Raw genomic sequence first — 26935 nt, 5'->3', positions numbered from 1 at the left:
ATGCGAATCGCTCAAGTTGCTCCATTGTGGGAACAAGTACCGCCTCCTGCTTATGGAGGAATTGAGTTGGTGATTAGTCTCTTGGCTGAAGAACTCATTCGTCGTGGTCATGAAGTGACTCTGTTTGCATCGGGTGATTCGAGTAGTTTTGCCAAGATAGAATCTGTTCACTCACAGGCATTGAGCTTAGACCCTACCGTTAAGGAACCAAGCGTTTACGAAACATTGCAGCTAATGCGAGTGTACGAACAGGCGCACAAGTTTGATGTCATTCACTCTCACGTTGGCTACCCTGCACTACCCTACGCCAGATTGGTGGAGACACCGACCATTCATACGCTGCATGGCATCTTGACACCAGATAATGAAAAGGTGTTCAAGTATGCTCGCTCTCAGCCGTTTGTCAGCATTTCCAACGCGCAGCGAGAACCAAGAGTGGGACTCAATTACGTTGCCACTGTCTACAACGGCATCGATCCAATGACTTACAAGTTTTACCCGCAGGCAGAGTCGTCTCCCTATCTTGCATTTCTGGGTCGAATGTCACCTGAAAAGGGGGTGCATTTAGCGATCGAAATTGCTAAACGTTCCGGCTGGCACTTAAAGATAGCAGGTAAAGTCGATGTAGTTGATGTGGATTATTTCGAGCAACAGATCAGACCTCACATTGATGGAACGCAGATTGAATACCTGGGAGAAGCTAACCATGCCCAAAAGAGCCTCCTGATGGGAGGAGCAGTTGCGACTCTATTCCCGATTACCTGGCGTGAACCCTTTGGACTGGTGATGATTGAGTCGATGGTAACAGGTACACCTGTGATTGCTATGAATTTGGGTTCCACCTCTGAAGTGATTGTTCACGGTAAGACAGGATTTTTGTGTCGCTCAGTCAAAGACTGTCTCTCTGCCATTGATAGAGTGCCTGAGCTAAACCGCTACATCTGCCAAGAGCATGTGCTGAGAAACTTCACGATTAAGCAGATGACAGATGGCTACGAAGCTGTCTACAGCAAGTTTGCTAGTCGTACAACCGAAGACCTTAGTATGATGTACCCCGAAACCTGGACATAGCAATAAGATAGAGTCGTTGCTTACACAACGAGTAGAACTATGGAGACAACTTAGTGCAATTCGAGCTTTTACACAACTAGAATTAATGCGCTCCGAAGAGTTAATTGAAAATTGGTATGAAATCCAAAGGAATTTATCTCTTCAAGTAGCTCGTGACTTTATTCTAGAACACCTAACACAGAAATTGGGCTTGACCGCATAGTATCAACTTTCTGTCAATGCGTAAGCCCTAGTATATTTAATTATGTTTATCTACTTATCTGTTTTCAAAATTCTGGTCTGTGCTGAACAGGTAGCTGGTTAACACAACCATAGTTTTTATCAACTACTGCTATGACTCAGATATTCCTGGTTCAATCCGTGCGCCAAGCTGAAGAACCCGTCCAAGGTCGTCAGCGTTTCGCCAGGTTTCAATTATCTTACCATCAACAATATAATGAATGAACGTAGCGGTGAATGTCTGTTGACGGCCGCGACTTGGTATGCCAAGAAAACTCTCTTGGATGCAGGTATTAGTCGCACGCACAACAACTTTGTCACCTTCAGCGATTACGTCTTCAATTGTCCATTGCTGCTCGATAGGCCCAAATGAACCAAAGAGTTTACGTACCCCTTCAGGGCCGAGGGGAAGTCCTGGTAAACCACCGTGCATTTTCCAATTCGGGGCGGTTATCTCGCAAATTTCTTCGATTTTATGCTCGCTAATAAGTTCCATCCACCGTTGAGCAATGATTTTGTTGTCCTCAATGGAAGACATTGCTGCTATTCCTCTACTGAAAATTAGGCGAACTCTAGTTATTTATTTAGCCAGACAAGCTGCACTATTGTCAATTAACCAAGTATGAGATTGAATTAAAATCAGTGCAGCGCTTAATGTGCCAGCATCAGTAATATTTGTGTTTTTCACTGCGGGTCTTTAGGCAATTTTCGTTAATAAATCTACCGCTGCCGTTGGTTTCGACTTCGCTCAACCAACTAAAGAATCGAGAGTTGAGCGAAGTCGAAACTCGTCAACCTGGGTAGATTCTTTGTCACAAATCATCTTAGATTAGCATTTGTGTAATAATTTCATCTTCTTGGCCAGTTGCAAAATTAGCAAAGCGTTTTGCCAAAGGTGGTATAAGTACTAGGGGATTACTAAATCCAGAGAAAACATGAACGCCTTGCAATCCTGGAATAGCACCAATTAAGGGAAGTTGATTGCTACTAAATGCCACTAAGCAGTGATACCAAGTTCCTGGTAAATGCTCTAATGCTGGTAAAATTTGACCAACACCTTTTCGCAACCATTTTTCGCTTACGTCTGAGTTTACCTTGGCATGAGGATCTGCGATCGCCCGGCTAATTTGACCGATGCGGATACTACCATTTTGAAACTGAATTGCACCCACATCTAAAATTGGCGGTACTAATTCATTACCAAGTTCATCCCACAATTCATCAACTTGAGTAGATTCAGCTTCTAGTTGAAACCGTTGCAGATTCGCTGGCATAACTAAGGTGCGTAACTTGACATCAACGGCTGGGGTTTCAATGATTTCTTCGTGGGTAAAATACAGCTTGATGGAAATACCAGCAGATTTGAGCAGCTGGCGGCTGAGTCCACCCGCACAAACGACAACGTTAGCGCTGTGAAAAGTTGCAGTGGTGGTTTGGACACCATTTTGCAATATTTGCAAAACTTGAGTAATCTGCATTTCACCCCCAGCCCGCTTAAAAGCTTGGATGTAAGCAAGTGATGTTTTTTCTGGGTGAATATGACCGTGTTTGACAGTTAAAGCCCCAGATATTGCCTCTGGATTTAGCTGCGGTTCCAACTCACAAGCTTCTTGAATATTGAGTAAACGCGGTGGAATGGCAAAATGATTATATGATGCCGCAGTTGCTTCTGGGTCGTTATCGGCGGAAATAGTCAGTAATAAATCTAATTCCCGAAATTGAATATCAGCGTCTAACTCTTGAGATAAGATATGGTAACGTGCGATCGCTTCTTCGCACAATCGCCGAGTTAGCGGTGTAGTACCAGACCAATAAGCCAGTCCACCATAACTATAGCGAGTTGCATTTTGTGGTGTAACATCTTGTTCTAGCAAAAGTACAGCAAAACCTTTCTTCGCTAGTTCGTAGGAGAGTGTAGCACCCGTAATTCCACCACCAACAACAATCCAGTCGTAGGTTTTCATATTTTGCAAATTATGAATAGGTCAAGGTAATTCGTAATTGATAATGACCGAGACAATTTTAGATTTTAGATTTTGGATACTTCGACTACGCGGTAGTTGAGCGCAGTCGAAACTCAGTACAAGTTTTGGATTAGACTCAAAATCTGAAATTTAAAAAAGGTTTCAAGTCTCTCCATTTATGGAGAATTTTTAATAACTAATATTACTAAAATTATGCATAATTTATTTCCCTTAAAACTCAATAATTACTAATAAAAATTTTTCAACTACTGCTTAAAAAGTATAATTTTATACAGTATTATTAAAGTACGATCGAGGCGAGCGCTAAATCCCGCAAAGAAGACAGCGATTGCCCCTATCTAAACCCCAAAATCGATAAAGACGATCGCCAAATCCCGCAAAGAAGACAGCGATCGCCTTTATATAAACCCCAATATCGGAGTATGAATATCATCATGTCACAATTACCAGAATCTGCCCAGTCCAAGTTAAAACAGTTTTTGTCTGGGGAAAATTTCGATACATCCACCAGCCATCAACCAACCGGACAACCATTACCCCGGCGAGAACCGATTAAACATACATTGATTGGTTCTGCCAAAGCCGTTACCAGCACCATCCACTATTTACAAGTAATTGGCTACGCCAGCGTTGGAGACTGGAGTCCACTAGTACCCACCGAGAACCCAAATCAGGTAATGAGCATTTTAATCCGCCAGATTCTTATCTAATAGACCTCTTGCAAAAGTTACTTTTGCAAGAGGCGGGAAAAGGTGAAAGGTTAAAGGGGAAAGGTTTTTTTTATTCCTTTTCCCTTTCCCCCTTACCCTTTTCCCTACAATGCCAAGAAGTCTAATAACCTAAATGTAGAGACTAGCAATTGCTAGTCTCTTTTCTATTCGATGAAAGAACCAGTAGGTGCGGGTTCACCGACAGCAGAAACCACGTTTTTACGCACATTAGGCTTGCGATCGCTTTTACGAATACCTCCAGCCATTTGGTACTCATAGCTATTCTTACCAAATTTATAAGCAATACCACGCAAAATTTTCTCAGAATAATCTGCTAAATCTTGCTCATTTTCAAGGATCTGGGTTAGTAAGACATCAATAGTGGAGAGGGTAGTATTGTATGTTTCTAGAGATTGTCGCAGGGTTTCGATTTTTCCAGTATAATCTTTGACTGACAATCCTTCTCCGACATCTAGACTTGAATTGATAGATTTAACGCTTGCTAGACGTGTTTCAGCTTTGCCAAGAATACGTGAATTTCGTTTTGGTCTTGCCATAATTGCTACTTATTTTTTAAATTTTTCATAACTCTATAATGGACAATTGTTTCAAAAGTTGTCATACGTAAAATTATTGGTTTTTATTTAAAAACCTAAAATTTAAGTAATTTCCGGCTACTTCTGATAACGTGAAGGCGGAATTCGATTCAGAGTGCGCGAAACACTCAAACGTGAAGGCAAAATTCGATCCAGGGAAGACGGAATTCGATCCAGAGTGCGCGAAACACTCAAACGTGAAGGCAAAATTCGATCCAGCCAAGGCAGAATTTGATCCAGAGTGCGCGAAACACTCAAACGTGAAGGCAAAATTCGATCCAGCCAAGGCAGAAGTTGATACAGGCGAGCCTTATAAAGGGGGGAAATAAGAAATCTTGTTCCCTCCCCTTTACAAGGGGAGGGTTAGGGTGGGGTAAAACCGTGTATTTCTCAGCTATTTCAGACTTGTGTATACACCGTAGCCAATACATCGAGGGGATTAAGGGAGGTAATTCGACTTATGCAAGAGGTCTAATGTCTTTCTTAATTACAAATTACAAATTACGTAGCTTGCTTCTCGCCAAAGGCGAATATTACGAATTACCATAAGTTGCTTGTAAACGTTGTAAAAGATATTCTCCCGCCAAGATAGGGGGATAGATAGGCGATTGTTCTTTCTGGCAACTCTCCAAACAAGTAATTTCCGTATCATCATTAGGATGACAGAAAAAAGCGATAGAATACCGAGACTGATTTACCCTATTATCAGTGGGAATCATCACTCGATGCTTAGTTGAGCAAAATTGATGATTTGTCCACCGTTGCATTAAATCGCCAGTATTGACTATTACAGTATCAGGAATCGCAGGCGCAACAATCCACTCTCTAGATACTGTCTGTACTTCTAACCCGCCAATGTCATCTTGGAAAAGCAAGGTAATACTGCCATAATCGGAATGCTCGCCAGCACGCACCTGTCCGGGTTTCGCTGGTGTCTGCAATGGCGGATAGTGTAATAGTCGTAAGGTATGATTTTGTTGATTATGTCTGATAGTAAAAAAATCTTCTGGCAATTCCAATGCCAACGCATAAGCTTGTAATATCGTATTAGCAAGTTCTGTACAACCAGCGTAGAAGGTGACAAGAGAAGCATCTATCCCTACCGCTTGTTTGTTGACATTAAATGCCTCTTTTAAATCGCCTGGTTGATTGGGGTTAAGACGTTCTCTTTCAATCCCAACGTAACCCATATTACTAAATTCATCACTCCAAGCTTGCTTTTGCTTAACTTCTAAAGGTAAATTGAAAAAAGATTTGCTGTAAGCGAATACTTCCTCGATTAGGTTTTTTGATATTCCCGAATTTTGCAAGTACATGAAGCCAATTTCATGACAAGCTTCATAGATTTGTTTGATGACAGCTTGCCGAGTTATTGCGTTGCCCTTAGTAAAATTAGTGAAATCAATTACTGGAATTTTGACCATTGATTCAAAATACCACATCTTTACTGAGAACGGGGAAAAGGTTAAAGGGTAAAGGGAAAAGGGAAAAGGTTAAGGGGTAAAGGGAAAAGGTTAAAGGGTAAAGGGAAAAGGTTAAAGGGTAAAGGGAAAAGGTTAAAGGGTAAAGGGTAAAGGTTAAAGGGAAAAGGGTAAAGGGAAAAGGTTAAAGGTTAAAGGGAAAGGAAAAATTCTATTTATTTACCCCTTACCCCTTCCCCTTTACCCCTTCCCCTTTACCCCTTCCCCTTTACCCCTTCCCCCTTCCCCCTTCCCCTCTTCTTTACGCAGCTTCAGATTTTGAATGCGAGTATCTTCGGTAGGCGGTACATCCTCCTGAGCAAATGGAATCTGCTTAAAGTTAGCAGCCAGATATTCTGCTAATGCATCTTGTTCGGAACCATCAGCAGCAAAGGTGGCTAAACCTGTACGTTTAGCATCTTTTGATATCAAATCAACCCGTTCAGTTTTGGGAAAAGGATAACCATCACCACCATTTGCTAGGAAGTTTAAGGTGACAGCGCGGAAGATGCGATTCGAGTCACCCACTAACTCTGCATTTTTCACTACTACATCAATAATTTTGCCTTTCCTATCTTTGATAACCAGGGATTTAACACGCTTACCTGCTGGCAAATCTGGGTCAAAGCTAAAGGCTAATCCCGCTACTTGGGGAAAACTACCAGGGGTAGCACCCGGCGCGATCGCGCCGCGACACTGTGTTCAATTATTGCTACTAGTTCTTTAGCATTTAAAGTAACTAAAGTCAAGCTATTGTTGAACCGTAAAGCATTGGTGATATCAAGTTGAGAAATTTCTTTTTCTTTCTTACCTGCTACAGGATTTGCTTGGGGTGGCAGTTTGATAACATCCTGCGAGCGAGTCGAACCTGCGGGAAAGGTATAAGTACCAATACTGTCACGGATACCACCACCATTTTTAATGGAAATCACCGTTTTAGGATCGTATCGTTTAGCGATCGCTAAATTAGCTTCAGCTGTCAAATTCCCTAAATTGGTTTCTTGGGTGCGGACATCACCCCGCCAGCCGTTGAGAAAAACGTTGGTTTTCCCGAAAATCTGACCATCTTGGGCAATAATCACTTTTTTGAGTGCTTCTGTAATCGCAACAATTTTGGCATCGGGTTTCCCGCCTACAGCTGCTACCCCTTGGGAATCAGTCGCATAAGCACCACTAATTTTGGGGTCAATACTTTTAGGAATAATCACTCCCTTGGCATCAAAGTTAACTACTAGACGACCAACATAGCGATAGTTACCATCAGTATTAACTACAGCTATCGGATTACCATCTGCGGCTTTTTTGATGATTGGATAAGTTCCAGCAGATTTATCACCCACTCGCAGACGGTCTGTTTTATCGGCTAGTAAGGTATTGGAACCGCCAGCAACAATAATATCTACTCCCTTGAGTAATTGTGCTAGCTTTTGCTCAATGGCAATTTGCTGCATATGTGCCAATAAAATGACTTTATTAATCTCAGGGTTTTTGGTCAGCACTGCATCAACAGAAGTTTGAATTTCAGCAGCCAAAGCAGCGATATCTGCGGCATCGCGGTCATTAAATTTTTTAGGCAACACAGTCACACCACCAGGAGAAGAAATAGTCCGCAGTGTGGGAGTTGTCGCCCCAACTACAGCAATTTTTTCCCCATTGACAGTAATAATGGTGCTACGGGCAATTTTATTGGAAATTTTACTTGCTTCTTGTCCATCAGCAGTCACTAATTTTGCCAGGTCTTTATCAGTGCTGAAGTCTAGATTCGCGCTGAGATAGGGAAATTTTGTACCTGGGTAATCTTCTTTAGCACGCAGCAAGTCAGCAACAACACCCGTACCTAAATCAAATTCGTGATTACCAAAGGCGATCGCACCAAACCCAAGAGCATTTAAAATTAAAATATCTCCCCGTCCCTGTCCACCAAAAGCTGTGTCACTGGCAAATAAAAAGGGACTGGGAATATAAGCATCTCCAGATGAAAGAATTAAGGTATTAGGATAATCAGGCTTACCGTCGCCATTAGCATCCTGATTTTTCAGTGCATTCAACACCGCCGAAAAGTTCGGTGCATCCTTCAGCGCTGGGACACCTGCTTCTTGGTCGGAAGTATGTAAAAGTTGTAGTGTGAACCCTGACTTCTGTGCTGTTTTAACTTGCACCACACCACCAGCAGTTCCTAAAAATAAAAAGATGCTAGATATAATCAGCAAACTTAACTGATTAGTCCTTAAATCTTGGCGATTAAACTTACTGAAAAATCGACTTTTCCGCTCTAAAAAAGACATATTAACAATTCACGCATTCAAAGTTCACGCATTTAAGTTAAGAAAAATTGTAGTAGCGTGTCAAGGCTAAAATTTTACAATTAATGTGGAGGCTCAAGGATAAATTGTCGATGCTAATGGTAATATTATGCTTGTGGCTCAATCTGGGCAAAGTTTTTCTATTCCCTCTGCCATGTTTTGTAGTCAATAATTCGTTACTTCAAGGGTCGCGGGAGGAATTACGATGAAACTCAAAATTGAGCTAGCAAAAAACCCTTGAATATGTGGCTCGAAGCTGTGGTGTAAGAAAATTGCATATTCACAGGTAAGAAATGAGCAAGCGAGGCTGGTTCTAATATGACAATCGGTAAAGATAGGAATTGGCACTCAGATTTATTAGAAGCTATTAGCATTATTGGAGTGTTTGCTGGTGTCATATTTGGTTGTGAAAATCACGTATTAGCCCAGATTACTCCTGATAGAACATTGGGTAATAACTCTTCAAAAATCACTCCCAATGTGAATATAAAAGGTAGTGCTACTAACCGCATTGATGGTGGAGCAATTCGCGGTGCAAACCTCTTCCATAGTTTTCGTGAATTCAATGTTGGAGAATCCCAGCGAGTTTATTTTGCCAATCCCACAGGAATTAACAATATTTTCACCAGAGTCACGGGAGGTAAAGTATCTAATATTTTGGGTACTTTAGGAGTGGATGGTGCAGCAAATTTATTTCTGCTCAATTCTAATGGGATAATTTTTGGCAAAAATGCACGTCTTGATGTAGCAGGTTCGTTTGTGGCAAGTACGGCGAACTCGTTTGTCTTTGGTGATGGGATGGAATTTAGTGCTACTAATCCCCAAGCGCCGCCACTGTTGGAAATTAATCTAACACCAGGGTTGCAGTATGGCAAGAATGACCCCTTGAGAACCATCGAAAATACGGGAAATTTAGCAGTAGGACAAGATTTAAAGCTGTTTGCAGGGAATTTAGATTTACAGGGACATCTGCAAGCAGGCAAAGATTTAATCTTGCAAGCCGATACTATCAAAGTACGCGATCGCTTTACCAATCCTTTCGTTGCTGCTGCTGGAGGTAAGCTGTTAGTTCAAGGTAATGAAAATATAGATATTTTTGCCTTAAACGATCCAAGTAGTGGTTTGTTCTCTCGTGGGGATATGGTTTTACGCAGTGTTAATACTGTGGGTGGTGATGCTCATTTCTGGAGTGGGGGGAGTTTTCGGATTGAAAAATTAGACGGAAGTTTAGGCAATTTATTTAGTCCCCACGATCCAATTATTCGCTCTCAAGGCGATGTCAGCTTTTTTGCATATCAAGGAGCTTCTTTACATATCTTGGCTGGGGGAAAAGTAGATATTAATACCGTGGTGATAACAGATCCCGATACAGCAGGTGAAATCATTAACCCCACAACCACTCCTAGTCTGGCTAATGTTACTTTATCGGATGGAACTCCCATTGTCATTGATGGTAGCGTCAAACCAACACTTGATATCCGCGCCGGGATGAACCCAGCAGCAATAGGAAATCCTTTAGGAACTATAGGCGATGCCGGTATTTTCTTAGACTCCTCGATTTCTATTGTCGCGCCTCCTGTAAACAATTCTGTAGCGACAAGTGCAGATATTACTATTGGTGATATTAGAGTAAATTCTCCCAAGGGCATTGTTTTACTCACCAATCAGTATCAGCCTAATCCGGCGCTGACAGAAGGAAACATTACTCTCACAGGGAAGGGAGCATTAAATCTTGGCGGAATTGTCGCAGGTAGTGAAGAAGGTGATGGCACGTCGGTTATTTTTGACTCAAGAGATAAAATTACACTAGCCAGTAGTTATATTGATACCTTTTCTAGATATACTCGCGCTGGAGATATTGCTTTGCTGGCAAATGGCGATATCAAACTTAATGGTGCGTCAATTTACGCTAATGCGTTGACAATCTCTGCTGATGATGTAGCCAGTGCTTTGGGTGGTGATGTTAGGCTGATCAGCAGTGGTGGTGATGTATCCCTCAATGGAGCTGCTATTAACGTAGCCAGTAACGGCGGCGGAAGTTTAATGATTGATGCTCAAAACATCAACATTTTGAACAATAGTTACATATTTTCTGGAATCCTCGGCAATTCTGGAACACTTGAAATTCAAGCAGGAGACATTCAACTCAATGCTCACCAGAATATCTCAATAGCAGATAGTGATATCAGCAATTCTGTATTTAAAGGAGCAGTAGGTAATGCTGGAAAGATTTTAGTACAAGCAAATGGATCTGTATCTCTTTCTGGTAACAATGGAATTTTCAACTCCGTAGGTCTTGGACTCAATCCAGAGGGAGGAGGGTATGCACTTGGAACAGTTGGAGGAATCGCAGTTAAAGCTGACTCACTTTCTTTAAGCGGGGGATATGAACTCGTAACTTCCACTCAAGGACAAGGTGATGCAGGTAACATGGAAATTAACGTTCGCAATCTGACTTCCTTGGATGGAGTTGATAAAACAGGATTTCCTAGTGGCTTATTTGCTACCGTTTTCAAAAGTGGAATTGGTAACGGAGGCAATATCAACCTCAAAACTGGTTCCCTCTCGATCGCAGATGGCGCTCGTATCCAAACTAAAAGTGAGGGACAAGGTAACACAGGAAATGTGGCGATTGAAGCGAGCGCTCGCATCTTTTTTGATGGAACCGAAAAAAATCCCAATCCCGCAATCGAACATTTAACGGGAATTTTCACTACTGTGCAAACTACTACTCCTCAACAAGGAGGAAATATTAACCTGAAAACAGGTTCTCTTAGTGTCATGAATGGCGCTCAACTGACGAGCAATACTTTTGGACTTGGCAATTCTGGCAATATTACGATCGAGGCTAGTGGTAAAGTCTCCCTTGATGGCATCAACAATCGCGCCAGTAACAGTGGAATATTTAGTGCTGTTGGCAATGAATTAGGAAATATAGGTAAAGGACGTGGTGGGAACATTGAAATTTTCGCCAATTCCCTTTCGGTAACGAATGGTGCAGCTTTAACTTCAGCCACTGAGGGGGTAGGCGATGCTGGCAAAATCACTATTATTGCACCAGAAGAAGTCTTCTTAGAGGGGATGGGGAACAATGGATTTTCCAGTCAGATAGCAACCTCCGTGGAACCTGAAGCAGTTGGTAATGCCAACGATATTGCGATCGCAACTGGATTACTCACCCTCGCCAATGGCGCTCAACTGCGTGCCGATACTGCTGGACAAGGTAAAGCAGGCAATATCTTTGTGACAGCCAACACCTATAAAGCCAGCAATGGCGGACAACTTCGCACCACTACATCCAGTAATTTTGATGCTGGCAATATCACCCTCAAAGTGCAGGACAACATCAGCCTATCTGGTTCACAAACAGGATTATTTGCCAACACCACTGATAGTTCAATTGGCAACGGTGGTAGCATCTTCATTGACCCCAGAACTTTAAATATTACGGATGGCGCGAAAATCGCAGTTGATAGCCAAGGTACAGGAGACGGTGGCAGCATTAAACTAGCAGCAGGTATCCTTACCCTTAACAATGGCAGCATCTCTGCCGAAACTCGCAGCAACACTGGCGGTAATATTACCTTGAATCTGCAAGACTTATTATTATTACGCAACGGCAGTCAAATCTCCACCACTGCCGGAAATCGCCAGTTTGGTGGCGATGGCGGCAACATCACCATTAATAGCCCTTTCATTGTCGCCGTCCCCAAAGAAAATAGCGATATCACCGCTAATGCTTTCACAGGTATTGGTGGCAAAGTTGATATTACAACAAACGGTATTTTTGGTATTGTCTCGCAAAAACGCCCAACCGAAAACAGTGACATTACAGCAAGTTCCGAATTGGGAGTGAGTGGGGAAGTAACTATCAACAGTCCAGATACTGACCCCAGTCGCGGCTTAATTCAACTACCCTCTAACCTCATAGATGCATCCCGACAAATTGCCCAAGGTTGCACTCCCAGAAGAGGACAAAATGCCAGTCGTTTTATCGCTACCGGACGCGGTGGATTACCCCAAAGCCCTAACGAACCGTTGCAGGGACGAGCAGTGATTACTGGTTGGGTAGATTTGCCACCACAAACAACAGCGATCGCGGATAAATTATCTACTGCATCTATAACCAAATCTAGCGATCGCATTGTCGAGGCTCAAGGATGGATTGTCGATCCTAACGGTAATATTATGCTCGTGGCTCAATCTGGGCAAAGTTCTTCTATTCCCTCTGCCATGTCTTGTAGTCAATAGACCTCTTGGCATTTGTGCTTTTTGCACTCTTGGGGGAAAAGGGTAAAGGTTAAAGGGAAAAGGGACTTTTGCAGTACCTTTTCCCCTTTCCCCTGCCCCTTTTCCCGACATAATCCTTTTCCCTTTCCCCCTTACCCTTTTCCCTACAAATGCCAAGAAGTCTATTTTAGAACAGTACTGTTATTAGCCCTTTTCCCTACAAATGCCAAGAAGTCTATCGACCGATAATACAAAATTTCTGCTTGGGGTGCATAAAAAATAAAACTCATCGTATATGAGTTTAACAGGGAGATTCACTTAGCTCAACTTTATTCAGCAAAAAGCCTAGCTTTTGGGCAAATACTTTTTAAGTAAAACTACCTTCCCTTAAAGGTTTCAGGGATAGCGTAGACCCTATTTAGCGGTTTGTTGCAGGTATCTTGTTACTAACAAAACCGATAAAGTTGAGCTAAAACCGGACTTCCAATTGCGTCTGATTGTGATGAAATATCACCCCAGATAGACCTTATTGAAACCAAAAAACTAAAACCTTTTACTTTTACTACTCAGAGGAATAATTAAAATGCCAACCTACAGTGGAACTAACGGAAATGACAATATTATCGGTAGTATTTTTACTGATAGTATCTTTGGGTTTGGAGGAAACGATACCCTTAATCCTGGATCTGGACTTAATGATTATATTGATGGCGGCACGGGGATTGATTTACTCGTAGCTGACTACTCTAATGTCAGCAGTCCCTACAGCTTTTCTTTCAATAACATCGAAAAAATTTACTTCAAAGGTGGTAACGGAGTTGATAATTTTACCTTCAACAACACCACTGATACCCTATACGGTAATGGTGGTAATGATATCTTAGATGCTGGGGCTTTTGATGACTATCTTAATGGCGGCAGTGGGAGTGACTCTCTCTACGGAGGCGATGGCAACGATACCCTCAATCCTGGGTCTGGAGTGAATGATTATATAGATGGCGGTAACGGAGTCGATTTACTCGTAGCCGACTACTCGAACGTCACCGACGCCTACAGCTTTTCCTACACTAATATCGAAAAAATTTCCTTCAATGGCAGTAACAGCGTCGATAATTTTGTCTTCAACAACACCACTGATACCCTATACGGCAATGGTGGCAACGATACCTTGAATGCAGGAGCTTTCGATGACTATCTAAATGGTGGCAGTGGCAATGACTCTCTTTTGGGAGGCACCGGCAGAGATACTATCTATGGCGGTAGTGACAATGATTTTCTCTTCGGTCAGGGTGATAACGATATTCTTTTCGGCGAGAGTGGCAATGATTTGCTCAATGGCGGGGAAGGCAATGACTCTCTCTACGGAGGCGATGGCAATGATATTTTAAATGGCCGTAAAGATTACGATTACCTTGTAGGAGGAAGTGGAGCCGATACATTTGTCTTCGACTCTCTGTCTGATGGACTTGATTACATTGCAGACTTTAAGTACTTTGAAGGAGATAAAATTCAGATTTCTAAACTTGGATTTGGTGCTAGTTCTACCAGTCAGTTTAGTTATAACAACAGCACAGGTGCTTTGTCTTTTGATAAATCTCCATTTGATGCGATCGCATCGGTTCAATTTGCCTCTCTCCAACCCAACTTAGGGAGCGGATTTATTCCCAGTCTTGACATCGTTTTGGTTTAAAACAGGACTAATGTTACCAGGAGTAAGAGTTACATTAGACCTCTTGCAAAAAACACTTTTGCAAGAGTTGGGAAAAAGAAAAGGTTAAAGGGAAAAGGTTAAAGGGGAAAGGAAAAGTTCTATTCATTTACCCCTTCCCCTTTATCCTTCCCCCCGCTCTTTTTCCCTACAAATGCCAAGAAGTCTATAGGACAGGTTACTGGATTTATTGTTATTTTCAGCTTACTACCTGTCCTTTTTCCGATCCCGAACTCAGGTTAATTAGATTGTGGAGGCTCAAGGATGGATTGTTGATGGTAACGGTGATATTATGCTTGTAGCTGAATCTGGGCAAAATTCTTTTATTCCCTCTGCCATATCTTGTGGTCAATAATTCGTTGCCCAAGATTCAAGGGAGGAATTACGATGAAACTCAAGAGTTATAAAAATAATCAGTGGCAACAGATATATAACGGATGCAACAGATGGTTCATTCGTCCCTTTAAAAACCATAACTTACCTGTTTTCATCCTCTTGGTTGTGGTGACAGCTTTTTTGTGCGTTACTGCTTTTCCGGTTGCTGCAACTTTAGAGACACAACATATCGCAATTGGAGTGTCAATCCAAAATCCGACTGCACAAACACAAGACTTGCTGCAACAGGGGAAAGTGCTGTATGAGGCAGGACAATTTGCAGAAGCGGTTAAAGTTTTACAACAAGCAGTTAAAAGTTTTGGCAGCCAAGGCAATGAATTGCAGCAAGCTGTAGCATTAAGTAATTTGGCGTTAGCATATCAAAAACTGGGTAATTTGCCACCAGCGCAACAGGCAATTACAGATAGCTTGAAGTTGCTCGAAAAATCCTCTAATTCCCAAAATCTTCAGGTTTTGGCTCCAATCCTAGATATTCAAGGTAGTATTCAACTCGACTTAGGACAAGCTGAACAGGCACTCAACACCTGGCAACGTGCGGAAGTTAGCTATAAGCAATTAGGCGATCGCAATGGCATTATCCGCGATCGCATCAATCAAGCACAAGCATGGCAAGTTATGGGATTTTACCGTCGGGCTTTGACGATCTTGACTCAATTGCAGCAGGAGTTACAATCAAAACCTAATTCCGTCAGTAAAGCAGTAGAATTACGGTCTTTTGGGAATGCTCTGCAATTAGCAGGAGATTTGAATCAATCTCGTCAGGTATTACAGCAAAGTTTGTCAATTGCTCAAAAATTGGATTCTCCCCAGGATGTCAGCGCGGCTTTATTCAGTTTAGGGAACACGGCACAAGTACAGCAAGATTTGAAGGGTGCAATACAGTTTTATCAGCAAGCTGCTGCGATCGCTCCTAACCCGATTAGCAAAGTTCAGGCTCAAGTTAATCAGTTGAATTTACTAGTGAACGCGGGACAAACAGCCGCAGTACAGACACTATTGCCGCAAATTCAAACTCAACTGGCACAACTACCTGCTTCTGTGACAACTATTTATGCGCAGATTAATCTAGCTCAAAGCTTGATGAAATTCGGAACTACACCCGAAGCGATCGCTAAAATCTGCGCCAGGGCCCTGCAACAAGCTGAAAATTTAGCAGATAAACGAGCCGAGAGCTTTGCCCTTGGGACTTTGGGCAGTGTATACGAGCAAACTAAACAATGGTCAATAGCCCAGAACCTCACTCAACAGGCATTGAACATCGCCCAAACAATCAACGCCCCAGATATCGCTTATCGATGGCATTGGCAGTTAGGACGCTTGTTAAAACAGCAAAGAGAGATTGAGGGCGCTATTGCCAGCTATGATACTGCGATCGCTGAGTTGCAGACTCTCCGTAGTGACTTAGTAGTTGTAAATCGAGATGTCCAGTTTTCCTTTAAAGAAAGTGTAGAACCTGTATATCGAGAGTCCGTAGAATTATTGTTGCAGTTTCAGCAAACTCATCCGAGCGAACCAATCCTAGACAAAGCTAGACAAAGGATTGAATCACTGCAACTAGCGGAATTAGACGACTTTTTTCGGGAAGCTTGCATTAATGCCAAAACTGTTTTGCTTGACACAGTGGTAGATAAAGATAATCCCACAGCCGCAATTATTTATCCAATTATTCTGCCCGATCAACTGCAAGTGATTGTCAAAATTCCTAAACACCCACTGCGTAATTATACAGTAAATAAGTCACAAAATGAGGTAGAAGGTACTATCAAACAACTTAGAGAGTATCTATTAGAACCCGATCGGACTGAGGAAGTGCAGGCGCTATCACAAGAAGTCTATGGGTGGTTAATCAAAGAAATTGAGTCAGATTTAAAAGATCGTGGCGTCAAAACCCTTGTATTTGTACTGGATGGCATATTGCGAAATATACCAATGGCTATATTGTATGACGGTCAGCAATATCTGGTAGAAAAATACGCCGTAACACTCAGCTTGGGACTCCAGTTACTCGCACTCAAACCCTTGACACAAACAAAACTCAATGTACTAGCTGCCGGGTTAGTGCAACCACCACAAGGCTTTAAACAGCAATTTCCACCGCTACCAGAAATTAAATCAGAATTCGACTCTATTTCCCAAGCGATCGCGTCTACCACCCAGTTACTAAATCGAGATTTCAACAGCAAAAACCTGGAGAGTAAGGTAAATACTGTGCCATTTAATGTGTTACATCTGGCAACCCACGGTCAATTTAGCTCCAGTGTTGAGAATACTTTTATACTTGCAAATGATGGGCCGATCAACGTCACGCAATTTGATAGCCTACTGCGCCGTCGAGATCAAACTCGCTCCGAAGCCTTGGAAATGCTGGTGTTAAGTGCTTGCCAAACTGCTACTGGTGACAATCGCGCCACGTTAGGGCTAGCAGGAGCATCCGTGAAAGCTGGCGCTCGTAGTACCTTGGCTTCACTATGGCATATCAGCGATAAATCTACTGCTATATTAATTGGGGAATTTTATCGTGAGTTAGTTAAAAATGAGGTGACAAAGGCTGAAGCCTTGCGTCGTGCCCAAGTAAAGTTGTTAAAAGATTATCCCAATTACAGTCGTCCTGGCTACTGGGCACCTTATGTTTTAGTTGGTAACTGGCTTTGACAAATTCTACTCATACCATTTTGGATTTTAGATTTTAGACTTCGGCTCCTTTCGACTTCGCGGTAGTTGAATCTCGACTTCGCTCGATTACCGCGCAGTCGAAACTCAAGGCAAGTCGCTCAGTCGAACGATTTTGGATTGTGAAACATCCATTGGATAAGTGTTTCAGTTTCCCATCTGTCGCAATCATTTTTCAAATTGGTATCATTTATTGAAGTTTCTAGAGGTTGCCCTTTTGTTCTGACTCCTGATATCATGTCTGCCTAAATAGTTATAGCAGGAGGCAGAAGACAGGAGGTAAAACTATTGCTAACTCTAGCATTCACCCCATCCTTATGTCCTAACCTATGTAACCACAGCTATATAATTCCCGCATCTGTGCAAAAATCAGGAAACCCTCTTTCCCCCTGCCCCCTGCTCCCTGCTCCCTGCTCCCTGCCCCCTGCCCCCTGCCCCCTGCTCCCTGCTCCCTGCTCCCTGCTCCCTGCCCCCTGCCCCCTGCTCCCTGCTCCCTGCTCCCTGCCCCCTGCTCCCTGCTCCCTGCTCCCCTGCCCCCTGCCCCCTGCCCCCTGCTCCCCTGCCCCCTGCCCCGACTCCTGGGTGCTGAATTCTGACATCAAAACTAAACAGTTAAAAGTTCTTTATATGCTCAAAATTTCTAACCTTAACGTTTATTACGGCGAAAGCCATATTCTCCGCAACGTAGATTTGAGCGTACCATCTGGGCAAATGGTTTGCCTAATTGGACGCAATGGTGTCGGAAAAACTACCCTACTAAAAACTATCATGGGTTTACTCAAACCCCGCAGCGGTACTATTAATTTAGCTGAAGAATTAATCAACTCCAAATCCCCAGACCAAAGGGCAAAGTTGGGAATTGGTTATGTTCCCCAAGGACGAGAGATTATCCCTCGGTTGACAGTTAAAGAAAATCTACTGCTGGGGTTGGAAGCTAGACGCAAACCAGTCAAAAAAGCAGAAATTTCTGAGGAAGTTTTTAGTTTATTTCCGGTGTTAAAAAGTATGCTTTCGCGGATGGGTGGTGATTTAAGTGGAGGACAGCAGCAACAATTAGCGATCGCACGTGCTTTAATGGGAGAGCCTCAATTACTCGTTTTAGATGAACCCACTGAAGGTATTCAACCCTCCATCATCTTAGAAATTGAAGCCGCAGTCCGGCGCATCGTCGAAACCACAGGTATTTCGGTGTTATTAGTAGAGCAACATTTACACTTTGTCCGTCAGGCTGATTACTATTACGCTATGCAAAAAGGTGGTATTGTCGCCTCCGGTTCCACCACCGAACTCAGCCAAGATGTGATTCAGCGCTTTTTAGCTGTTTAATTTTTGATACTTCCATATCAATTGTGTCGGCAGCAATCAAGTCTGCCGCTTCTTGTAAAAGCTCATGTTGTTCCTTTTGAATTGCTGCCAAACGACTAGAAATTTCTGCTAATCGTTGTTGTTTATTTGGTTGAAAACTTTCAGGTAATAAAGCTGGTAAATTATCAGCTTTTTTAGCACCTGCGATTCTTTGAACAGCAAAACTCCCAACTTTAGTTAAGGATAGAAAGCTAACTTGAAACAAAACCTGAAGCAATTTTAACGGAACTTGGAGTATTGACCAACTAGCTGTCTCAATTAAGCGGACAATTGCTCTGATGATGCTCCAAAGTAGAGCAAGTGCAAACAGCAAAATTACTACACTAATAATTGGGTGATTAGCTCCCCAACCTAGTATTTGAACTAACCGAAAAAATATCGGGTGTTGTGTCAACCAATCACTTACAGAAGATGCGATCGCATCTTTAACTGCTCCCGATGTGGTATTTTTAAATTGCTCTGCTGTTTGCCAAGTTTGCTCTAAACTTGTTGTAACTGTATCAATTGCTCTATCAGTTGTGGTAGTGGCTGTTGTCTTCAAAGACTCACCAGCTTGTTGCGCTGAGTTACTTAGAGAGTTAACGCTCCCGCCCACAAAATCTTTCACACTTTGCAAGCGTTGTAAAACTTCGTTAGGCAAATGTATGTTTATTTGGGATGTCATAAAACATTTTACCGAGGTTGAAATCTAACCCGCAATCCATCTTTCGGGCGATTAGTAGGAACTACAACTTCCTCTAAACTTTGATTGGGTAATATCTCCCAATGATAATTGCGTAGAAGATGAGCAGCAACAATCTTCATTTCCATTTTGGCAAAGGCTAGGCCAATACAAATGCGCGGGCCACCGCCAAAACCAACTAAACTAAAAGGATACTTTTTATTTTCTTGGCGCTGGGGACTGAAACGGTCTGGTTCAAATCGGTCTGGTTCAGAATAAATTTCTTCAATTCGGTGAGTAACTCCAATTGAATAGTATAACTGCCAACCAGCAGGAACGTGATAACCTTTAAACTCAAAGTCTTTAATCACACCACGAAACCCGCCTCCGACAGGTTGATGTAATCTTTCAACTTCCCACAAAACCTGCTCTAAATAAGGCATTTTCCCTAATTGTTCTAAATCCAAATTACCTTTACTTGCAAGTTGCAATTGTTCAGCTTTTGCTTTTTCGAGTACTTCTGGATGACGGGCTAACTCTACACACAACCAAGTCAGCATCGAAGTAGTAGTTTCATGTCCAGCAAATAGTAACAGCACCGCTTGGGCAATGAGTTCTTTTTCGCTGAGGCTATTACCATCTTCATCTCTAGCTTGGATTAACAAGCTGATGGTATCTTTTGTTGGGTTTTGCTGGCGTTCTCTGACAACTTGAGTTAGATGTTCTAAAATCTGATTACGAGCGGCTATAGCTTTACCAAATGTAGTAAATGGTAAGGGCAACGGGTTAATAGCAAACAGCCCATTGGTCAAGGTTGTAAACAACTCGCTCAGGCGCACGCATTCAGGCCCAGGACGCGTACCCAACAACAATTGACTAGCAATATCAAATGTCAGCTGTTTAAATTCTGGAAACCAAGTAAATTCCTGCTGCTTCTCCCACTTTTGCAGATAACTACGTGTAATATCTTCCATTGTGGAGAGATAATTCGCCAATGCTGGGCCATGCAATGCTGGCATCATCAAGCGACGGTTTCTGCGGTGTTCTTCTCCATCTTGCAGAAAAAGTGATTCACCCAGTAATGTCTTGAAATTATCAGGCCATCCCTCGCGCCAAGAAAAATTCTCCATTTGGCTTGACAAAACCAACTCCAATGCTTCCGGCCCGACCATCACTACAGTCGGTCTGCCAAGAAGATGAGTTTTGAAGATGGGCCCATACTGGCGATAGCGCTTTTTAGCAAAATCGCGGTCGAAAACAAAGGAGGGTGTTTCACCTAATACAGGTATACCAAAGCTTCCAGGAGGAATTTGATGACTTTTCATATCTCTAAGGGTAGCTATGAAAAAGTTAACACGATATTCCCGCTCTGCGGCGTTAGCAAAGCTCGCCGTAGGCATCGCAGCACCCGAAAAAGTAAGGGACTGGGGACTGGGGACTGGGGACTGGGGACTGGGGACTGGGGATTGGGGAAAAAATTAAAACATGAGTCCCTTTACCCCTTACCCTTTACTCCGCTTGCGTTTACGAGAGCGAACTACTAGGGACTGGGGACTGGGTGAAAAGTCTTTTTGTATCTAAGTTTTATCATCTGTTGATGTCCTAATCACTCAGGCTTTTGCTATACTTTCAAATGTCTTTGTATCTTGCACCTATAACTCAAAACCTGTCATCTGTCATTACATTTCTTCAGATTACATAATAAATTTACAGAAATTTAATATTACTTTTTATTCAATAAAATTGCTGAACGTTAGGATGTTGTGGATCTATTGAAAGAAAAGTCAAAATTCTATGCATCTGGATTTGCCACAACTGATTAAATCACTTGGCTATTTTGGGGTCTGGGCGATTGTCTTTGCTGAATCTGGCTTGTTAATTGGTTTTTTTCTGCCTGGGGATAGCTTATTGTTCACCGCTGGATTTGTCGCATCTCAGAATTTATTGAACATTTGGGTTCTGATTTTTGGTGCTTTTATTTGTGCGGTCTTAGGTGACAATGTTGGCTATTTTACTGGGCATAAATTTGGCAGAAGACTATTTCAGAAAGAAGATTCATGGCTGTTTCATAAAAAACATCTTGTGAAAACTCAGAACTTTTATGAACAGCACGGTAAAAAAACGATTGTTTTGGCACGATTTTTACCCATTGTACGCACTTTCGCGCCCATCGTGGCTGGGATTGGTGCAATGCATTATCGCACATTTATGTCTTACAACTTAATTGGTGGCTTTATTTGGACATTTGGCATTACCCTATTAGGGTTTTTCTTAGGAAAATCTCTGCCAGCTGAACAGGTAGATAAGTATTTGTTACCGATTATTGGATTAATTATAGTCATTTCTTTAGTACCATCGATTATTCATTTGGTACAAGAAAATAGAGCAAACAAAAGTTGAAATATCTTTGGGATTTTGTGTAGATATAATTACGAATTTGAGCAAAGCGACTTGACACACAAATATCAGAGTTTGATAATACTCTCATGGCTTCCTTAAACATCAACCTCTATCTGTTCCTAGAAAATCTCCTCTTTTTCTTTTTTGCCACACTTTTTATTGTGGTTGTGAACTGGGGATGGAAAAACGCAAAGCCTTATACTTTACCTTTACCATTTCCCAGTTGGTATAAAATCTGGTTTGGCTCGGTGCAACTGCTAGGGATAGTGCCGCCATTAGTGGTTATGTTATTGTGGGGTGTATGGTGGGGCGATCGCACAGTCTTAACTGTGCTTGCTTGGTATTTTATCGTCTTAGGGCTGCAAATCATCTCTGAAAGTGTGACGCTTAGGAAGTTGCAAAATGTCGTCTGGGTAATGGTTCCTTATATATATCTTCCTTACCGCTTTTGGCAGTTGTATGAGGGTTTGACACTTTTGGATTCGACAAGCGAGTTGCAGTGGGTACGATATTTATTGATTTTTGAATTAGTAATGTGGATTATTAATTACGCCATAGATGTATCTCAATTGCCGCGGCTGTTTCATTGGGAAGTACAATCAAATGACGTGAGCTAGGGATTAATCGCAGAATTAGCCATTTTTACTAAAGAAGTGCGATCGCCGCAGAAGAACTAAAAGAACCAGCTTCTTTTACAGGAAATTCGCAAGCTTTGCTAGATTAAGTCGGGAAAAGGGGAAGGTGGGGTTCTCTCTGGGGGAAAGGGTAAAGGTTAAAGGGGAAAGGGACTTTTGCAGAACCTTTTTCCCTTACCCTTTCCCCTTTTCCCCCTCTTACAAAAAGCACAAATGCCAAGAGGTCTAGTGTACACACAACTCTGAAATAGCTGAGAAATCACGGATTTACCCCACCCCAACCCTCCCCGTATGTATTGGGGAGGGAGCAAGATTTCTGTTTCCCCCCAATATATCGGGGGGACTAAGGGGGGTAAATCCAAGGTTTGTGTGTACACCGTAGCGCCTTTTAGGAGAGGGAGGCTGTCCGGGAGAGGTCTGTCGAACTCACGTTAATATTAGTGAGGAATATTGCAATGTTGGTGAGGAATATTGCAATGTTGATGAGGAATATTGCAATGTTGGTGAGAAATATTCCAATGTTGGTGAGGAATATTGCAATGTTTGGGAGAAATATTGCAATGTTGGTGAGAAATATTCCAATGTTGGTGAGGAATATTGCAATCTTGACAAGAACTACTTGTACATTAGACTTATTGCATAAATCGGGATAAAGGCGGGGGAAAGGGGAAAGGGTTTGTTATTTTCCCTTTCCCCTTTAACCTTTCCCCTTTAACCTTTACCCTTTAACCTTTTCCCAAATCCAATTCCAAGTTAGAAATCTTTAACCGAGCAGTATTGGGAGCTAGCCCAATGGGTAAGGTATTGCAATGCCATATCCCTGTGCGTAATCAATTCCAAGTGCCGTAATTCGCTCTAAAATCGCGTCATTCTCGACAAACTCAGCAATCGTCTGAATACCCATCACGCTAGCAATCTGCGTGATTGCTGTCACGATCGCATTATCCACAGGATTCTCGATAATGTTACGAATAAAGCTGCCGTCAATTTTGAGGTAATCCACAGGCAGAGACTTGAGATAGGCAAACGACGACATCCCCACCCCAAAATCGTCCAAGGCGAAGCGACAGCCCATCCGTTGAAGTGACTGAATGAACTCTCTGGCTTTGATTAGGTTAGCGATCGCTACAGTCTCGGTAATCTCAAAGCAGATGCGCTGGGGTGAGATAGGGTATAAGGTAAACTGCTCATACAGGAAATTAATGAACTGATCGTCATTGATGCTAGAGCCAGAAAGGTTAATTGCATAGATGCTTTGCTCATCGCCAACGAACCTTGACCAATTCTTGAACATAGTCACAATCACCCAGCGATCGATCAGGTGCATCAAGTTGTAGCGTTCTGCTGCTGGAATAAACGCCATCGGCTGCACTAAATTTCCCTGCTCATCTTGGAGCCGTAGCAGCACTTCATAATGGTCGCTGTTTTCGGCTACCGGGGCGATACCTTCTCTACGAGAGGCTTCTCTTTCAGAGACGCTAACGCGAACGCCAACGGTGAGCTTCGCTAACGCGGCAATCCTTTGAACATAGAGACAAAACGAATCACTTTTCAAGGCTTGAGAAATGCGGTTGACCCACTGCATCTCCCCGCGCTGTTGCACTCGCTCCTGGTCGTCAGTCCGAGCAACATAGACGCGATTGCGCCCTCGGTTCTTCGCGGTGTAGCAAGCTGCGTCAGCCGTGCTGATAATCTCTGCAAGGCTCTCGCTATTTGTATCGATACTAACTAAGCCGATACTGACTCCAATTGAGAATGCCTGCTGTTGCCAAACAAACCGGAACTCTTGAACACACTCACGCAGATCGTTGGCAACTCGTAAAGCTTGCTCCAGCGTACACTGGTTGAGCAATACCCCGAATTCATCGCCTCCTAACCTTGCCAATGTGTCAGTTTTCCGAATCTTCTCCTGTAATAGGGCAGAAATTTGACGCAGTAATTCATCTCCAGCCAAATGACCACAGGTATCATTGACAATTTTGAAGCGATCGAGATCCAAATAGCACAACGCATGAACCTGGTAGTCTGATTTGGCAAGGCACAATGCTTGTTCAACCCGTCGCTCAAATTCCTGGCGATTCACCAATCCGCTTAAGGCATCATGGCTGGCCTGCCAGGATAGCTGACGCGAAAGCTTGCGGTTCTGAGTCACGTCATGAAACACCATAACTGCGCCAATAACTTGTCCCTCACGATTGCGAATGGGCGCGGCTGAATCTTGAATCGCAATCTCTCGATCGTTTTGAGCAATTAAGACGGTATGGTTTGCTAAACTGACAATTCGATTTTCCTCTAACGCTTGCTCAATTGGGTTCGGAACTGACTCGCGTGTAATTTCATGCACAATTCTAAAGACTTCTACTAAGGGCAACCCTTGTGCCAATGCTTCGGTACATCCAATCAGAGATTCTGCAACCGGATTGAGGTATTGAATCCTGCTAAAAGCATCTGTGGTTATAACTGCATCTCCGATGGATTGCAACGTCACCTGAGCTAATTCTTTTTCTTGAAAAAGTGTTTCTTCGATTTGCTTGAGGGCTGTGATATCGCGTCCCACCGATTGAAATTCGATAAAACATCCTTCCTCGTCAAATAGCATTCGGTTATGCCACTGAGTCCAACGCACCTCATTTGCCACAATCACGCGATTCTCAATGATGACTACAGGATTATCAACACTAATTGAAGCGACTAATTGAGCAACTCGCTGCCGATCTTCCTCAAAGATAGCCGGTTGATAGCGGCTGCCGATAAATTCCTCTGGCGATCGCCCAAAATAAACTGCATAAGCTTGGTTGACAAAGGTGAGTGTACCGTCTGGTAAATATCGGGCAATGAGTTCAGTCTGATCTTCGACAATGGCACGATAGCGAATCTCGCTTTGTTTCAGAGCAATTTCTGCCTGTTTGCGATCTGTAATGTCTAAAATAGCTCCATACAGTCTAATAGTCTTGCCTTGAGTATCATAAGCTACTTCTATTCTTAACTCCAGGTAGCGTAATAAGCCATCAGGTCGGACAATGCGATATTCAAGATTGAAAGGGGTTTTATTGGCGATCGCCTTTACTAGATGCCTCTGCAACACTGGTCGGTCTTCTGGGTAAACCGTCTGGAGAAATGTAGCCTGTGTCGGTACTGATTCAGTAGGATTTAAACCGAAGATGCGGAAGGTTTCGGCTGACCAAATTTGTTTTTGAGACTCTAAGTACCATTCCCAACTGCCTAGATGAGCGATCTTTTGAGCAGTAGCTAGCAGCGTTTCACTGCGTCGGAGTTCTTCCTCGGCTTTTTGGCGTTTATTGAGTGCGGCTTGTCGTTCTGTAACATCTTGGGCAGTTCCATAAAGGCGAATTACTTCTCCATCCGCATTAAGTTGTGTATGTCCAATCCCCTCAATATAAATTGTAGAGCCGTCAGTTTGAGACGCACGCAAAATGAGTTTGTAGGATTCGCCAGTTGAAATTGCCTGTTCAATTGCTTGGGCTAATTTTCCTGCATCTTCTGGGTAATATAATTGCAGATTTTCTTGGTAGTTCGGCTCAAGAAGTGCCGGATCTCGATTAAAGAGGGTAAAAAGCTGCTTTGACCAGGTAATTTTGCCAGTGGCAATATCAAACTCCCAATTACCGAGACGAGCAACTTGCTGAGATTCTTCTAATAAGGCTTCACTCTTGCGTAGTGTTTCTTCAGCACGTTTGAGGTCGGTGACATCCACCACCAGCCCATCCCAAAGCACTCTTCCATCTTGCAATTGGCGTGGTGTAGAACGAAAATGGAACCATTTAAGCAGACCGCTAGGCGTTTGGATTCGCACTTGGATATCAAACACTGAGAGATTCCGCCGGGATTCATCGACTGCTGCCTGGAAAAATGGTACATCCTCTGGGATAAACTGACGATATAGCAAACTTGAATCTTTGAGTGCATCTTCTGCACTGACTTCCATCAGTTTTTCAATCCCCGCGCTGATATAAGAAAAGCGATCGCTGCCATCCACTTCGCGGATTACCTTATAAATTGCTCCATTAGGCAAATTATCGCCAATTCGCCGTAACATAGCTTCCCGCTCTTGTAGCGCGAGTTCTGCCTGTTTGTGTTCGCTAATTTCCTGCTCTAGTTCTTGATTGGCTGCCTCCAGTTGTGCAGAACTGGGGAAAGCAAGTGCTTTTGGTATTAAAGGTATAAGTTCAGAAGCTGTGTACAGTGAAACTACGGCTGTAATCGCTTTAATACAACCACTCAACCAATAAGTTGGATACCAGAGCGTCCAAATATTCATCAGGTGGGTAGTGCCACAAGTAACAATAAATATTGCAAATAGCAGAAATATCCAGTTGAAGGGCAAATCTTGGCGCTTGCGGACAAGATAAAATAGCGTAATGGGAATGGAATAATAAGCAAGTGCAATTAAACTATCGGATAAAATATGCAACCCTACTAATTCTGGTTTCCAAAGATAGCAATGACCGTGGGGAATAAACTGCTTATAAGCAAGAAGGCTTTTCCAAAATTCCAGCATCACGTTG

18 protein-coding genes and 1 pseudogene are annotated in these 26935 nt (G+C 42.8%); 10 read left to right on the top strand and 9 right to left on the bottom strand.

Translation table 11 applies throughout. The features are described 5' to 3' along the window. Positions 1 to 1071, top strand: a complete 1071-nt coding sequence (locus tag NSTC731_RS33260; RefSeq protein ID WP_445632230.1) for a glycosyltransferase family 4 protein — start codon at positions 1 to 3, stop codon at positions 1069 to 1071. A 52-nt stretch (positions 1072 to 1123) separates the two neighbouring features. Beyond that, positions 1124 to 1273: pseudogene (locus NSTC731_RS33255) on the top strand (IS701 family transposase); the annotation flags it as partial. Between the two features lie 129 nt (positions 1274 to 1402). Here the strand turns inward: NSTC731_RS33255 and NSTC731_RS33250 are convergent. Together NSTC731_RS33250 and NSTC731_RS33245 are read right to left on the bottom strand one after the other, a co-directional pair. Next, positions 1403 to 1828, bottom strand: coding sequence for an ester cyclase (locus NSTC731_RS33250; protein WP_445628677.1), 426 nt, complete (start codon positions 1826 to 1828; stop codon positions 1403 to 1405). 286 nt (positions 1829 to 2114) lie between these two features. Continuing rightward, complete coding sequence (locus tag NSTC731_RS33245; protein ID WP_445628676.1) at positions 2115 to 3254, bottom strand: NAD(P)/FAD-dependent oxidoreductase; 1140 nt, start codon at positions 3252 to 3254, stop codon at positions 2115 to 2117. A 455-nt stretch (positions 3255 to 3709) separates the two neighbouring features. Here NSTC731_RS33245 and NSTC731_RS33240 point away from each other — a divergent pair, with 455 nt between their 5' ends. Then, positions 3710 to 3985: a hypothetical protein gene (locus NSTC731_RS33240; protein WP_445628675.1), complete on the top strand. Its 276-nt coding sequence runs from the start codon at positions 3710 to 3712 to the stop codon at positions 3983 to 3985. Between the two features lie 164 nt (positions 3986 to 4149). Here NSTC731_RS33240 and NSTC731_RS33235 read toward each other — a convergent pair whose 3' ends face one another. After that, positions 4150 to 4542 carry a hypothetical protein gene (locus NSTC731_RS33235; RefSeq protein WP_445628674.1) on the bottom strand — a complete coding sequence of 131 codons (393 nt, stop codon included), beginning with the start codon at positions 4540 to 4542 and terminating at the stop codon, positions 4150 to 4152. 173 nt (positions 4543 to 4715) lie between these two features. On the opposite strand from NSTC731_RS33235, the gene NSTC731_RS33230 reads away from it, so the two are divergent. Continuing rightward, the gene (locus NSTC731_RS33230) at positions 4716 to 4910 is read left to right on the top strand and encodes a hypothetical protein (RefSeq protein ID WP_445628673.1); all 195 of its coding nucleotides are present in this window, start codon (positions 4716 to 4718) and stop codon (positions 4908 to 4910) included. A 204-nt stretch (positions 4911 to 5114) separates the two neighbouring features. Here the strand turns inward: NSTC731_RS33230 and NSTC731_RS33225 are convergent, their stop codons facing one another. The 3 genes from NSTC731_RS33225 to NSTC731_RS33215 all read right to left on the bottom strand — a co-directional run bounded on the left by NSTC731_RS33225 (position 5115) and on the right by NSTC731_RS33215 (position 8326). Further along, complete coding sequence (locus tag NSTC731_RS33225; RefSeq protein WP_445628672.1) at positions 5115 to 6005, bottom strand: isopenicillin N synthase family dioxygenase; 891 nt, start codon at positions 6003 to 6005, stop codon at positions 5115 to 5117. A gap of 237 nt (positions 6006 to 6242) precedes the next feature. Continuing rightward, positions 6243 to 6725 carry a 5'-nucleotidase C-terminal domain-containing protein gene (locus NSTC731_RS33220; protein WP_445632229.1) on the bottom strand — a complete coding sequence of 161 codons (483 nt, stop codon included), beginning with the start codon at positions 6723 to 6725 and terminating at the stop codon, positions 6243 to 6245. Next, the gene (locus NSTC731_RS33215) at positions 6686 to 8326 is read right to left on the bottom strand and encodes a 5'-nucleotidase C-terminal domain-containing protein (RefSeq protein ID WP_445628671.1); all 1641 of its coding nucleotides are present in this window, start codon (positions 8324 to 8326) and stop codon (positions 6686 to 6688) included. The genes NSTC731_RS33220 and NSTC731_RS33215 overlap by 40 nt, the downstream gene beginning before the upstream one ends. A 336-nt stretch (positions 8327 to 8662) precedes the next feature. Between NSTC731_RS33215 and NSTC731_RS33210 the strand changes: the two genes are divergently transcribed. The 4 genes from NSTC731_RS33210 to urtE all read left to right on the top strand — a co-directional run bounded on the left by NSTC731_RS33210 (position 8663) and on the right by urtE (position 18674). Beyond that, entirely contained in the window at positions 8663 to 12595 is a 3933-nt protein-coding gene (locus NSTC731_RS33210) for a two-partner secretion domain-containing protein (RefSeq protein WP_445628670.1), read from the top strand. A 562-nt stretch (positions 12596 to 13157) separates the two neighbouring features. After that, positions 13158 to 14264, top strand: coding sequence for a calcium-binding protein (locus NSTC731_RS33205; RefSeq protein ID WP_445628669.1), 1107 nt, complete (start codon positions 13158 to 13160; stop codon positions 14262 to 14264). Between the two features lie 405 nt (positions 14265 to 14669). Continuing rightward, positions 14670 to 17330 carry a CHAT domain-containing protein gene (locus tag NSTC731_RS33200; RefSeq protein WP_445628668.1) on the top strand — a complete coding sequence of 887 codons (2661 nt, stop codon included), beginning with the start codon at positions 14670 to 14672 and terminating at the stop codon, positions 17328 to 17330. A gap of 645 nt (positions 17331 to 17975) precedes the next feature. Continuing rightward, positions 17976 to 18674: an urea ABC transporter ATP-binding subunit UrtE gene (gene urtE, locus NSTC731_RS33195; protein ID WP_445628667.1), complete on the top strand. Its 699-nt coding sequence runs from the start codon at positions 17976 to 17978 to the stop codon at positions 18672 to 18674. Here the strand turns inward: urtE and NSTC731_RS33190 are convergent. Together NSTC731_RS33190 and NSTC731_RS33185 are read right to left on the bottom strand one after the other, a co-directional pair. After that, positions 18637 to 19377: a hypothetical protein gene (locus NSTC731_RS33190; RefSeq protein WP_445628666.1), complete on the bottom strand. Its 741-nt coding sequence runs from the start codon at positions 19375 to 19377 to the stop codon at positions 18637 to 18639. The two genes, urtE and NSTC731_RS33190, sit on opposite strands and share 38 nt — an antisense overlap. An 8-nt stretch (positions 19378 to 19385) precedes the next feature. Next, entirely contained in the window at positions 19386 to 20699 is a 1314-nt protein-coding gene (locus tag NSTC731_RS33185; protein WP_445632228.1) for a cytochrome P450, read from the bottom strand. Between the two features lie 469 nt (positions 20700 to 21168). Here NSTC731_RS33185 and NSTC731_RS33180 point away from each other — a divergent pair, with 469 nt between their 5' ends. Both NSTC731_RS33180 and NSTC731_RS33175 read left to right on the top strand, forming a co-directional pair. Then, a complete protein-coding gene (locus NSTC731_RS33180; protein WP_322711889.1) occupies positions 21169 to 21774 on the top strand; it encodes a DedA family protein in 606 nt (201 codons plus the stop codon). Positions 21775 to 21860: 86 nt separating this feature from the next. After that, positions 21861 to 22391, top strand: a complete 531-nt coding sequence (locus NSTC731_RS33175) for a hypothetical protein (protein WP_445628665.1) — start codon at positions 21861 to 21863, stop codon at positions 22389 to 22391. Positions 22392 to 23193: 802 nt separating this feature from the next. Here NSTC731_RS33175 and NSTC731_RS33170 read toward each other — a convergent pair. Next, on the bottom strand, positions 23194 to 26928 hold the full coding sequence (locus NSTC731_RS33170) for an EAL domain-containing protein (protein WP_445628664.1): 3735 nt from the start codon (positions 26926 to 26928) through the stop codon (positions 23194 to 23196). Between the last annotated feature and the right edge of the window lie 7 nt (positions 26929 to 26935).

Source organism: Nostoc sp. DSM 114167 (genome assembly GCF_052692655.1).
The sequence above is the reverse complement of the archived record's forward strand: the minus strand, read 5'-3'. Positions and strand labels throughout refer to the sequence as shown.

Bases quoted from the DNA above. Each gene is read 5' to 3' on its own strand.
- NSTC731_RS33260 (WP_445632230.1), top strand. From the start codon at position 1: ATGCGAATCGCTCAAGTTGCTCCATTGTGGGAACAAGTACCGCCTCCT.
- NSTC731_RS33250 (WP_445628677.1), bottom strand. From the start codon at position 1,828: ATGTCTTCCATTGAGGACAACAAAATCATTGCTCAACGGTGGATGGAA.
- NSTC731_RS33245 (WP_445628676.1), bottom strand. From the start codon at position 3,254: ATGAAAACCTACGACTGGATTGTTGTTGGTGGTGGAATTACGGGTGCT.
- NSTC731_RS33240 (WP_445628675.1), top strand. From the start codon at position 3,710: ATGTCACAATTACCAGAATCTGCCCAGTCCAAGTTAAAACAGTTTTTG.
- NSTC731_RS33235 (WP_445628674.1), bottom strand. From the start codon at position 4,542: ATGGCAAGACCAAAACGAAATTCACGTATTCTTGGCAAAGCTGAAACA.
- NSTC731_RS33225 (WP_445628672.1), bottom strand. From the start codon at position 6,005: ATGGTCAAAATTCCAGTAATTGATTTCACTAATTTTACTAAGGGCAAC.
- NSTC731_RS33215 (WP_445628671.1), bottom strand. From the start codon at position 8,326: ATGTCTTTTTTAGAGCGGAAAAGTCGATTTTTCAGTAAGTTTAATCGC.
- NSTC731_RS33210 (WP_445628670.1), top strand. From the start codon at position 8,663: ATGACAATCGGTAAAGATAGGAATTGGCACTCAGATTTATTAGAAGCT.
- NSTC731_RS33205 (WP_445628669.1), top strand. From the start codon at position 13,158: ATGCCAACCTACAGTGGAACTAACGGAAATGACAATATTATCGGTAGT.
- NSTC731_RS33200 (WP_445628668.1), top strand. From the start codon at position 14,670: ATGAAACTCAAGAGTTATAAAAATAATCAGTGGCAACAGATATATAAC.
- urtE (WP_445628667.1), top strand. From the start codon at position 17,976: ATGCTCAAAATTTCTAACCTTAACGTTTATTACGGCGAAAGCCATATT.
- NSTC731_RS33190 (WP_445628666.1), bottom strand. From the start codon at position 19,377: ATGACATCCCAAATAAACATACATTTGCCTAACGAAGTTTTACAACGC.
- NSTC731_RS33185 (WP_445632228.1), bottom strand. From the start codon at position 20,699: ATGAAAAGTCATCAAATTCCTCCTGGAAGCTTTGGTATACCTGTATTA.
- NSTC731_RS33180 (WP_322711889.1), top strand. From the start codon at position 21,169: ATGCATCTGGATTTGCCACAACTGATTAAATCACTTGGCTATTTTGGG.
- NSTC731_RS33175 (WP_445628665.1), top strand. From the start codon at position 21,861: ATGGCTTCCTTAAACATCAACCTCTATCTGTTCCTAGAAAATCTCCTC.
- NSTC731_RS33170 (WP_445628664.1), bottom strand. From the start codon at position 26,928: ATGCTGGAATTTTGGAAAAGCCTTCTTGCTTATAAGCAGTTTATTCCC.